We start from the raw sequence: 12,175 nt of genomic DNA, 5'->3' as shown, positions 1-12,175 counted from the left end.
ATGCCAGTCAGTTTTTTATAATATTTTGTCCAAACATCACTATATTTGAACCTTTTAATAACTAATAATGCTTATTAATATGGAAACTTTACTCATACACAGAATATCTTTTCCAAATTTGCTCCAAATCATCAAAGTGTTGTTTAATATCTTCTTTTTCCTTCATTCCAACAGATATAGCAAGAGCATTTGAAATACTAAGCGCTGGAACTAGAGAATCTACAAACGAAGCCATATTACTTTTAACTAAGAGAGTGTTGTCTGCAAGTGCTGCTACTGGTGCAAATAAACTATCTGTTAATGATATTACATGTGCTCCTTTTTCCTTAGCATAATTGACAATTTGATAAGATTTCTTTGAATAACGAGGGAAACTAATCGCAACTATAACATCTTCTTCATTTATTCTTACAATCTGCTCAAAAGCATCTCCCATATCCATTCTAATTATATGAACATTGTCAAGTATTATATCTAAGTAAAAACCTAAATATTGAGCTACTACAAAAGAGCTTCTCATTCCAAGTATATATATTTTTCTAGCTTTTAAAAGTTTATTAGAAGCTTCTTTAAATGCTCTTTCGTCAATTTCTTCTAAAGTAGATCTTATATTATCTATGTCACTCTTTAAAACTTTATTCAGTATTGCGAAATCATCGGAATAATCATGTGCCATTTCAACTCTTTGTACTGTAGTTAGTTTATTTTTTATGAGTTCTTGAAGTGCAGCTTGTAATTTAGGATATCCACTATAACCTAAGGCATTTGCAAATCTTACAACTGTAGACTCACTTACTCCTACAGTTTCACCCAATTTGCATGCAGTCATAAATGCAACTTTATCATAATTATTTAAAATGTATTGTGCTATAAGTTTTTGACCTTTACTCAATCTAGTGTACTGAGATTGTATATTTGATATCAAATGTTTGCTGTCCTTCATTTCATTTGTTTCTTCCATTTTTTTCTCCTTTTAGTTATATAAACTATTTTGTTTTTGTTAACACTGTCTTTTTCTCTAAAAATTTTATTACTTTATTTTTTATCTCAATTTCATCTTAGTTTTTATCATAACTTCTTAAACTCATAAAATTCTAACTTTTCTATACCTTATACTTCACATAGTATTTTCGATTAAATTTATTATACCATCTTTCCTTGCATTTTTTAATATTTATCCAATATTTCTTTTAAATTTTTCAATTTTTACTCATTTAAAAGTTATCCATCTTATTTTGCATATTTAAGTGTATATTTTATTTTGAAAGCAAACTATCATATGCTTATTATTTAAAGTAATTTTAATATGTCACAATATATATATTAACTCTTAATAGAATCTTGTCAAGTTTTTTTAGTATTTACTGTGATTTTTTCTTTTCAATTAAAATCAATTGTGGTGGGTTATTGACTTGATTTAAAAACTTAGATTCTAAAACATTAAATTCATCTTGATTTAAATTATTGACAAGGTTATATATACAATCTTTTTCTTCTTGCCCTCCATCATGCCCTGTATATATAGCAATACTTATTATTCCATTTTCTTTTAACATTCCTAAACTCAATTTAATGGCTTTTAAAGTTGTTTCTGGTTTGGTTATAATTGAATGTTTTGCTCTTGGAAGATACCCTAAATTAAATAAAACACATGAAACTTCTTCTTTTATATACTTATTCATATTTTCATGCCCATCAAAAATCAATTTTACTCTGTCTATATATCCTTCTTTTTCTAATTTTTTTCTTGTAGACTTTATTGCTTCCTCTTGTATATCAAAAGCATACACAAAGCCTTTTTCTCCGACCTTATCAGCTAGATACCTTGTATCATAGCCATTTCCCATAGTAGCATCAATTACTATATCACCTTCATGTATAATATTTTCTAAATAAAATTTATTTATATCCGTAATTTTAGTTAAATATTTTGCATATGCCATAATATCATTTCTCCCTACTATTAACTTTGTGTCATTTTTATCTTATTTTATTGATTTTAAATATTTTATTTCATCTTCTGTTAAGTATCTATATTCTCCAATTTTTATATCTTTTAATATTATTTTCCCTACAGAAATTCTTCTTAAATTTAAAACTGGATGATTTATAGCTTTACACATTTTTCTTACTTGTCTATTTCTGCCCTCATGTATGGTTATTTCACATACAGAATAATTTTTTTCTTTATTTTCTTTAGTTACTCTTATTTTGGCAGGTGCTGTTGTGTAATCTTCTATTTTTAATCCTGTCTCGAATCTTCTTATTTCATCATTACTTACAATTCCCTTCACACTTGCCACATACGTTTTATCAATCTCATGTTTTGGATGAGTAAGTTTGTATGTCAAATCGCCATCATTAGTAAGTATCAAAAGTCCACTAGTTTCATAATCTAGTCTTCCTATTGGATATACTCTTTCCTTTACATCTTTAAGTATATCTATTACACTTGGTCTGTCAAACTGGTCCTTTACTGTAGTTATATATCCCTCTGGTTTATTTAATACTATATAGATATAATTTTCACTTGGTTTTACTTTTTTATTATCAAATTCTACTATATCTTTTTCTTCATCAATATTAAAAGATAACTCTTTTACTACACTTCCATTTACTTTTATTCTTCCTTCAATAATTATTTCTTCTGCTTTTCTTCTAGATGCAATTCCACAAGAAGCTATATACTTATTAATTCTCATACATAATCCTTCCTTATCCTAAATTATATGTTATTTAATATTTTATCAATGTTAATTTTGCTACATTATTATACTATACTAGACCTTAATTAAAAACAAGCTAAAAAATTATTTAATTTTCCTAAATAATTGTAATTTCTTTTCACATACTATTAATATGTAATAGCTGACTAAACACTATTTTAAGGAAGTGATTATTATTTCAAAAGAAAATATAAAATATTATTTAATAGTCGTATTTATTGGAATTTTATTTTTTAAATTTATTAATACTCCATCAGATTTCATATCTAGCATTGAAGGATTCTTAAAGTTTTTTAGCCCATTTTTGCTAGCTATTTTACTTGCTTTACTTTTAAATCCACTTGTAATGATTTTTGAGATAAAATTCAAAACACAGAGGCTTTTAGCCATTTTTTTATCTTATATATTTATAGGTCTTATTTTAGCTTTTGCCATTAGGTTGTTAATTCCCTCAATAGCCAATACATTAAATAGGTTGATAAATGAAATGCCTATGTATACTGATTATATAAACAATTTTATAGAAAAAAATATGTCAAACATCGATTTTCTAAAAGCTTTAATTCCTCATATGCAACATAGTTTAGATAATGTATTAAAAGAAGCAAGTAATTTTATTAGTAGAATTCCTAAAAACTTCTTAATCTATACACTTAGCATATCTTCTATGTTATTTAATATGACAATGGGATTTATACTATCTATATATATTATATATGACAAAGAAAAAATTTCATTGGGATTTAAGAGATTTCTATACTCTTCTACTGCTAGAAACAAAGCAGATAATATTATAGAATTTTTTAGGACTACTCATGATATTTTCTATGATTATTTAATTGGTAGAATATTTGACTCTCTTATTATTGGTATAATTGCATTCTTAGGATTTCAATTTGTTATCCGTATAGAAAATTCTTTGTTTTTAGCTTCAATAATATTCTTAGGTAATATAATACCTTATTTCGGCCCTTTTATTGGTGCAATACCTCCAATAGCCATGACAATATTATATAGTCCACAAAAAACTATATGGGTCATTGTATTTATATTTATATTGCAACAATTAGATGGAAATTTTATAGAGCCAAAAGTTATGGGTAATCAAGTTGGTATAGGAGCTGTATGGGTAATTTCTGCTATTTTAATAGGTCAATCTCTATTTGGTTTTATAGGAGTTTTTCTTTCAGTACCAATAGCTGCTGTCGTAAAAACTTATGTTGATAAATATATAGATAATCGCTTGCAATAGTTTATATTTATCGTACTTTTAATTCTTAGTTTAAAAATTAACTCTTATTTGTTAAATTATTTCTCAAAAAAATAGCTCTTAACAAGAAAAACTTGCTAAGAGTTATTTTTATAATATACATTTTGTTAATTAAATGCATATAAACATTTTATATTTATTGATTATTTGAGCTTTGAGAATTTCCACCACTAGTATCTGGTGGAGTTGGTGATGGTGTTGGATTACTATTATTTGGTTTTTCTTGATTCTGAGAAGAATTGTTATTATTATCATCTGACTTTTTACTACTATTTTTGGAGCTAGATTTATTACTTTTATTACTTGTACTATAAGAAGATTTCCTTGCATCTGATTCTACTCTATACCTATCTTCTCCTGCTGTATCTTTTGCCTTTTTCTTTCTTTGTTCTTCTGCTTCATTTTGTTCTTTTTCTAATTTAGTTAATTCTTCTTTCTTTTTAGTTGCCTCTTCTTTAATAACAGATGAACCATTTTTTATTTTCTCTATAAGCTTAAGTTCCTTAATTGCATCCTCATAATTTTTTAAGTCTTCAAACTCAGTCACATTTGACATTCTCATAGCTTGCATGTACATAGCTCTTGCATTCTCATTAGTATTATCTTCTTCTAATGCAGAGGATAATGATTCCATAGCTTTTTTATAGTCATGCTTTTCTAAATATGTTTTTCCTTGCTCTGTTAAATTTATTTCATATTTTTTATTAAATGAACATCCTACAAGAAATATAGATAATATCGATATTAATAAAATTACTCTTCCTCTCATTAAATCCCTCCTTGTCATATACTTTAAATTTTATCATAATTAGGAAGTTTTTAAAATATTTTATATTTATTACAGGAAATTTGTTAGTAAACGAAAACAAGCAGATATGCTACAAATTACATCTCAAACTAAAAATTAATTTAAAGATACATATCTTAGCAAATCTGCTCATAATAAATTTTAATATTTAATTTTTATTACTTCTTTATTTATACCTCTAAAGCTAATAAATCTTCATAGCTTTGTCTCTTACAAATTATCTTATCATTTCCATCAAATACTGATACTACTGCCGCTCTTGGTATTTTATTATAATTTGAAGACATTGAATACCCATATGCACCAGTTGATGTTGTTATAAGTATATCTCCACTTTTAATGTCCATTATATTTATATCTCCAATTAATATATCTCCACTTTCACAACATTTTCCAGCTATTGTTACATGATTCATAGTTTCATGGTTAATTTTATTCACAATGCTACATTCATAACTAGCTTGGTACAACGAAGGTCTTACATTATCTGTCATACCTCCATCTACACTTACATAAACTCTAACATCTTTTATATCCTTTATTGAACCTACTGTATACAATGTACTTCCTGCATTTGCAACTATTGATCTTCCTGGCTCTATTACTAATGTAGGCACTTCTATTCCAAGCTCTTTACATGAATTTTCTGCTTTAGTGATTATAGTTTCACAGAATTCTTTTATAGTTTTAGGTTTATCTCCTTCACTATAATAAACTCCAACACCCCCACCTAAGTCAATCTCTGTTAATTGTATGTTGAATTTTTCTTTTATTTCTTTTACTAAGTTCATCATTATATCTACTGTATCTATGTATGGTTCCACATCAAATATTTGTGAACCTATATGAGCATGAAGACCCACAAGTTTAATGTTTTTGTATTCACTTAATTTTTCTATTGCTCTAAATAAATCTCCATTTACTAAAGCAAATCCAAATTTAGAGTCTATCTGTCCAGTTTTTATATAATCATGTGTATGAGCTTCTATACCAGGAGTTATTCTAAAATATATATCTTGAGTTTTCCCTTTCTCTTCACATAACGCTTCAAGTAAGTCTAACTCATAAAAATTATCTACTACAAATTTACCCACACCTAAATCTAATCCCATGTTTATTTCTTCTTTAGTCTTATTATTTCCATGGAAGAAAACTTTTTCCATAGGAAAATTTGATTTATAAGCTGTATATAATTCGCCTCCTGAAACTACATCTAAGCACATTTGTTCTTCATTTATAAGCTTACACATGTAAAGAGGTAAAAAAGCCTTTCCTGCATAAGCAACCTTATTTTTTCCATCTTTTGCTTTAAAATATTCTACATATTCTTTACAATTTTGTCTTACTAAAGCTTCATCAAATACATAAAGTGGAGTTTGATATTTTTTACTAAGCTCTAAACAACTCACTCCTCCAATATATAATTCATTATCATTTACGGTCATAGTTCCATGAAGTTTCATAATATCCTCCCTAAATTTTATATATTAAATACTTCTGCTATTTTCTCTATAGCTACCTGTTTATCATCAGAATTTATAGCACAAGTTATACGAATTTCTGATGTAGTTATAAGTTTTATCATTATACCATTTTCATTGAATATCTTAAATACTTTAGCAGCAACTCCAGAAGTATTTTTCATACCAAGACCTACTAAAGAGAATTTAGTAATATTATTATCAATTACTACATGTTCTTCATCTGTATATTTAGATACTATTTTTTTACATTCACCTAATTCTTCTTTTGGAACTGTAAATGATACACTTATTTTATCCAAAATAGGTGCAGTTTGGCTTATCATATCTACGCTTATTCCCATAGTTGCTATATCTTCAAATAAACTAGATATATTTTCTGCTTTAAAATCTTTTATTGTTATAGAACTATCATCATCACTAGTAGCTAATCCTGTTATTACTTTATCCTCTAATTTCATATCTTTTCCCCCTCTTATATATGTTCCTTTTACTGTACCACATGTACGTCCAACATAAATTTCAACACCATATTTTTGTGCAAGTTCTATACTTCTTGAATGCATTACTTGTGCTCCTAAACTTGCTAACTCAAGCATTTCTTCATATTCAATCTCATCAAGTTTACTAGCCTTTGAATATTTTCTTGGGTCTGTAAAATAAATTCCATCAACATCTGTATATATCTCACATTTTCCATTTAATTTTACTGCAAGAGCCACAGCAGATGTATCTGAACCACCTCTTCCAAGAGTAGTTACATCACCATCTTCATTGATTCCTTGAAATCCAGTTACTATTACGACATTTCCTTCATCTAAACTATTTTTAATTCTATTTACATTTATATCATCTATTTGAGATTTTCCATGAAGACCACTTGTCTTTATATTTAACTGGTAAGCATTATAGCTTATAGCTTTACATCCAAGCCCATTCAATGCTATTGATAATAAAGACGCTGAAATCATTTCACCAGTAGACATCAAAGCATCTAATTCTCTCTTACTGGGTTCATGGCTTAATTCTTTTGCTAAATTTATATATTCATCAGTGGATTTGCCCATAGCAGACACAACTATTACCATTTGTGGGTTTTCTTTTCTTCTTTCTATTATATTTTCTGCAATTGATTTTATTTTGTCAGTATCTGCTACTGAACTTCCACCATATTTTTGGACAATTATACTCATGTCTTTTCCCCCTCAAACTAAATTTTGATAAATAAAAACGCCCAAAGGTATACTTTGGACGTGTAAATTTCATAGACCAAGTAACCTTGTAGCTCACCACTTTAAAAGTGACAGCCTTATACATATTCTGCATAAGTCCAGAAAATTTGTCCGTCAACAAACTCTCTTCGGCTATAGACCCTTTCATCAATTATCAACACTTACCAGCTACTATTGAATACTATTGAATATAGCTACCTCTACCCTAGGCTCATTATTTTTTTATTAATATAGTTTTATCACATTCTATATAATATTGCAACAATTATTTTACAAAATGTGGCAAATCAGTATTCTTCTTTTTAAAAATTTGCTTATATACAATTAAATAGTTTATTTAATCCTAAATCTATAAAATTTATACTATACTCATTATCATATCTCTCTAAATCATTTAATTCAGATAAGTTATCTGGTGTAACTACCAAAACGTTTGGCACTTTAAAAAAGGGAATTGTAGATTTATCTATTTTTTTAGAAAGATTTTCATATTTAGAAATATCTATTTCATTATTTAAATCAACATCTACTAAAACTTGCTTTATATTACCAAATTGGTCTGTATATTCAATAAATAAATCGTATTTCACATCATCTACACTAACATTTCTGTAGAATCTTTTTACATCACAACCTGCAGTATTGATTCTAACAACTAATTCTGACCCTACTAGAGCCTTTATTAAATCATCTCCCTTAAAAAGTTTACTACCATTCAAATAGTATACATAAGAGAGGTCTTTATAATTATAATAATCCACATCACAAGGATATTTTTTTAGTGTATATTCACTACACATTTTTCTCAAAGTTTTTTTGAAATTTTTTTTATTATATCTCTTTTGGTCTCCATAAATTTTTCTAAATTGAGCTTCTGTAACACATCTAACCCTGCTAATTAAAAGTAATATCTCTTTTTCCATATTCGTCATAGTACATTCTCCTTGAAGTATTATTTGCAAAGTTGTACTAATATTATATTAATTTTATGACATTAAATTTACAAAGAATTAAAATAAAATAGCTAATTTTTATAGAAATAGTTTCTATAAAAATTAGCTATTAACATACTAAATATTATTAACAATTTTTTTATTTAAATTATACATTCCCTTGATTTTCAGAATCTTGAGAATTTGTATTTTCATCAGTTCCTGTTCCTTCTTTTACTTTTTTATCTTTAAAATTTGCAATATTTAGGTTATCAAACTCTGACATTTCAATTACACCAGATTCTTCTTTTGAATACGATATTTTAACTTTATCTCCAACTTGAGTCAATGGTAATTCGCTAGATACTTTTGAAGTAGCCTTGAATATTATTTCTTTATTTGAATCTAAAGTTACATAATAATTAGTATTTCCTCCTCGTACATCTGGACTTATTCTTGTCACTGTACCTTCTATAACTTCATCTTTTAAGTCATTATCAAGTTTTAAATCATTTCCCTTAGATTCTAATGCATCTTTGTAATTTCTTAATGCTTCATTTTTATCTTCACCTATACCGAGTACATTATAATCTTCAACAGATACAAATGCAACTCTCTTAACAAGACCAGCCTTATCTTTTAATGAAGATACATATGTTGGCTGACCTAATATATTGTACATTACAGGGAATGTTGCTTCATAATTTTTTTCTTGAACATTACCTTCAGCTGATTTCATTGCAGCTGTTTCAGTAGCTCCTGGCTGTTTATATAGTTTGGCTTCTTTTGTTCTAGAATCGACTAATATAAATCCAATTGTAGATTCATCTCCACCTGAGGATGTTATACCTGTATACCAATAAGACCTGTTATCATTACCATAAACTAGTGATGTTCCTTCTGTTGGTACTAATACTCCCTTTTCTGATATAACAGAATTTAAAAATCCATTAACATAAACACCCCAGTCTTTAATCTGGTCTGTTATAAATTCTTGTGGCTGTATTCTATCCACCCATTTAGGTGTGTTCTTAACATCATAAACATTTATCTTTCCAGTTTCTGCATCAACAGTGGCTATTCCTGTAGCATTTGCTCCTCCATAACCAATTTTATGTTCATATAGACTTACAACCCAATAAGGTTTACCTTCGTCATTTATTTCAAGAGTGAAATCTGTCATACCAACATTTACAATACCATGTATGTATAAATGTCTTTGTAAATCTTGATGTAAGTAGGCTTCTGGTTGATAAACTATCTTTATTGGCTTTCCATCTATTTCTTGAACTAATTGAACGTCTTGAGGATTACTAGCTGATACTTTTACATAACCACTTGTACCACTTAAAGATGTTATCCATTTAATTATGTCTCTATGAACAAGAGGTGCTACCCAGTACAACTCTCCATCCACATTTTGTATATGAAATTTTCCTAATTTTGATACACTACCTATTGCTGGAACTTCTCCAAGTTTTTTGTCACCCAACTTCATGGCCATATCTTCATCTACAAGACGAATGTCATTTACACTGACAGGACTAATGTCATTGGTAAATTTACTCTCAGTTACTTTTCCCAATAATTCTTTATATGATTTTGCATGAAATACAGGTGTAGAAGTTATAAAAGGAACCACTACAATATACACAAGTAAAGCTATTGCTATTGAAAAATTATACTTAGCAATTTTAGATGTTCTTTCATTTCTATCTAGCATCATATCTAGTATTCCTGCTACAACAAAGAAAATTATTCCTACTGAAAATAAAGATGTAAAATCTAATCTTAGTACAGGTAATTTAACAAATGCATAAATTATTACAACTATTAATGCAACTCCATATGTTTTAAGATATCGTTTCATTTAATACTCCTCTCTAAAAAATGTTATTATTACTATTATATCCATATATTTACAAAAAATAAATATTTATCATATTTATTATGCGTTAAGATATCTTTATATATTTATAGTTCTGTTTATTTAATTATATCTAATATATATATCCAAAAATACCATAAAAATATAAATAATAACAGAAATTTAAAAACTGAAGAAAGTATTCTAACTAAGATTTACAAATTCTTAATCCTCTCGAAGTTAAACTACTATCTTCAGCCTAATTATCTAGCAATATTTTTTATATGAAAAACTCTAAAGTAAGTTTTTAGATATTTGCGATTTTTGATACATAAGAATGTTGTCTAGAATTATATTCTGATAATAAGCCTTCATATTCCAAGGTTAAACCAGATAAATTATAAAAATCATTTGGTGTTACTTCAAATGCTGGTTTATTTAAAATGTCTATCTCACTTTTTTCTAACATATCAGCAACAAAATTTGAGCATACATATTTATATTCAGACTGTCTATGAATATTTATTGCCAAATATATTAATGCCATTATATCGTAATAGTAATCTTCTCTATAATCACTAATCAATTTTATATTTTTAGATAGATTTTCATATTGTAAATTATCTACTTCTAATGAATATACTCTACACACAGTGTTTTTTCTTATAGCATATAATCCTTGATTTATATTTTCTTCAACAAAACCTCCAATAAATGGATTTCTTGGATTTAGTCTTCCAAAAGAATACATTGGTTTTAGATTTTCATTTAGTGATATTGACACATGTGTATACAGTTTTTTGCTTATATTCCTTATTAAGTAAGATAATACAGTTCCTGTATATGTTGTTACAATATAGACTTTATTCATCATTTCCCCCCAATCTAGTAACTAAATAATATTATACACTTACAATTTAATATCATAAAATATTCTAACATAATAAATGTTGTTTTACAAATTTTGATTTTAAAGTGCTTTAATATTATATAAAATATAATAAAAATATAAATATAAATTTTCTATATTTTTAACCAACAGATGTTTTCTTTAAATTAATCATATGATTTAGTATATCTTGAACCTTTCCAGAGTCCTTTAAGTATCCTAATGCCCCATTTATTTGTGATTTTAAATCTATTTCTACTTCCATATCCAAGTCAACATTTCCTTTTTTTATAGATATCTTTTTAAGTGTCACTGGATAAAGATATGTTTTTTCTAAAGTAATCTTATTTCCATTAACCTCAAATGGAACTTTTTTATTATAGTTACTTAGTATTTTTTCTAATATTTTATCACTTATCTTGAATTTTCCAAGTTTCACATTTTCAAGACTCACAACTAAATTTTCATCCTTTAAAGTAGGTTTCAATTCAAGTTCATACTGACTATTTATCAGACCAAATACCTTATATGGTCCTGCTATCTTTATTTTACCATCCTTCATTTCAACAAAATTATTTTCAAGTTCTTTAATGCCATGCTTTTGCATTAATGTATATATTAAGTTTTTAAACTCTTCCTCTGAAACAGATACTTTTCCAACCATTCTAAGCGGATTTTTTACTATTTCCATAGAATTTATATATGAACCTTTTGATAAATATTCTTCATCTATGATTTTATTATTTTGTGAACTAACATCATATCTCTCTTTTGGTGTTAAGATATATACAACAATACCTGCAAGTACTAAAACAATAACAATTAAACTTAATAAAATCTTTACAATCTTTCCCATAATCGTCTCCTTTACAAATCTGTCAACAGATTTAAAATAAATTTAGATAACTAACTTCACATAATATTCTTAACAATATACATATTATAATACAGTCTTTTAAAGATTAATTCA

General features: G+C 26.9%; 11 protein-coding genes and 1 riboswitch. Of the genes, 1 reads left to right on the top strand and 10 read right to left on the bottom strand.

Translation table 11 applies throughout. The features are described 5' to 3' along the window. Positions 1 to 88: 88 nt before the first annotated feature. From KGF39_RS04770 to KGF39_RS04760, 3 genes are all read right to left on the bottom strand, one after another. Complete coding sequence (locus tag KGF39_RS04770; protein ID WP_054274005.1) at positions 89 to 961, bottom strand: MurR/RpiR family transcriptional regulator; 873 nt, start codon at positions 959 to 961, stop codon at positions 89 to 91. Positions 962 to 1,361: 400 nt separating this feature from the next. After that, complete coding sequence (locus tag KGF39_RS04765; protein ID WP_227821400.1) at positions 1,362 to 1,943, bottom strand: tRNA (mnm(5)s(2)U34)-methyltransferase; 582 nt, start codon at positions 1,941 to 1,943, stop codon at positions 1,362 to 1,364. Positions 1,944 to 1,985: 42 nt separating this feature from the next. Next, positions 1,986 to 2,702: a pseudouridine synthase gene (locus KGF39_RS04760; RefSeq protein WP_227821399.1), complete on the bottom strand. Its 717-nt coding sequence runs from the start codon at positions 2,700 to 2,702 to the stop codon at positions 1,986 to 1,988. A gap of 190 nt (positions 2,703 to 2,892) precedes the next feature. On the opposite strand from KGF39_RS04760, the gene KGF39_RS04755 reads away from it, so the two are divergent. Beyond that, positions 2,893 to 3,978, top strand: a complete 1,086-nt coding sequence (locus KGF39_RS04755; protein WP_227821398.1) for an AI-2E family transporter — start codon at positions 2,893 to 2,895, stop codon at positions 3,976 to 3,978. A gap of 154 nt (positions 3,979 to 4,132) precedes the next feature. Here the strand turns inward: KGF39_RS04755 and KGF39_RS04750 are convergent, their stop codons facing one another. From KGF39_RS04750 to KGF39_RS04720, 7 genes are all read right to left on the bottom strand, one after another. Then, positions 4,133 to 4,765 (bottom strand): tetratricopeptide repeat protein, encoded by a 633-nt coding sequence (locus KGF39_RS04750; protein WP_227821397.1) that lies wholly within the window; start codon positions 4,763 to 4,765, stop codon positions 4,133 to 4,135. 209 nt (positions 4,766 to 4,974) lie between these two features. Beyond that, positions 4,975 to 6,267 carry a diaminopimelate decarboxylase gene (gene lysA / locus KGF39_RS04745; RefSeq protein ID WP_227821396.1) on the bottom strand — a complete coding sequence of 431 codons (1,293 nt, stop codon included), beginning with the start codon at positions 6,265 to 6,267 and terminating at the stop codon, positions 4,975 to 4,977. A gap of 17 nt (positions 6,268 to 6,284) precedes the next feature. Beyond that, on the bottom strand, positions 6,285 to 7,478 hold the full coding sequence (locus KGF39_RS04740; protein WP_054274011.1) for an aspartate kinase: 1,194 nt from the start codon (positions 7,476 to 7,478) through the stop codon (positions 6,285 to 6,287). Positions 7,479 to 7,559: 81 nt separating this feature from the next. Then, positions 7,560 to 7,728, bottom strand: a riboswitch (Lysine riboswitch). A gap of 103 nt (positions 7,729 to 7,831) precedes the next feature. Then, a complete protein-coding gene (locus tag KGF39_RS04735; RefSeq protein WP_054274013.1) occupies positions 7,832 to 8,449 on the bottom strand; it encodes a hypothetical protein in 618 nt (205 codons plus the stop codon). 169 nt (positions 8,450 to 8,618) lie between these two features. After that, positions 8,619 to 10,319, bottom strand: a complete 1,701-nt coding sequence (locus KGF39_RS04730) for a hypothetical protein (RefSeq protein ID WP_227821395.1) — start codon at positions 10,317 to 10,319, stop codon at positions 8,619 to 8,621. A gap of 304 nt (positions 10,320 to 10,623) precedes the next feature. Further along, entirely contained in the window at positions 10,624 to 11,187 is a 564-nt protein-coding gene (locus tag KGF39_RS04725) for a hypothetical protein (RefSeq protein ID WP_054274015.1), read from the bottom strand. A 160-nt stretch (positions 11,188 to 11,347) separates the two neighbouring features. Then, positions 11,348 to 12,061 (bottom strand): DUF2140 domain-containing protein, encoded by a 714-nt coding sequence (locus tag KGF39_RS04720; RefSeq protein WP_227821394.1) that lies wholly within the window; start codon positions 12,059 to 12,061, stop codon positions 11,348 to 11,350. Positions 12,062 to 12,175: the final 114 nt, after the last annotated feature.

Origin of the sequence: Clostridioides sp. ZZV14-6345, from assembly GCF_020657775.1 — a bacterium.
In the GTDB taxonomy this organism is placed as follows: domain Bacteria; phylum Bacillota; class Clostridia; order Peptostreptococcales; family Peptostreptococcaceae; genus Clostridioides; species Clostridioides difficile_D.
This window is presented reverse-complemented; position numbering and strand designations above follow the sequence as displayed.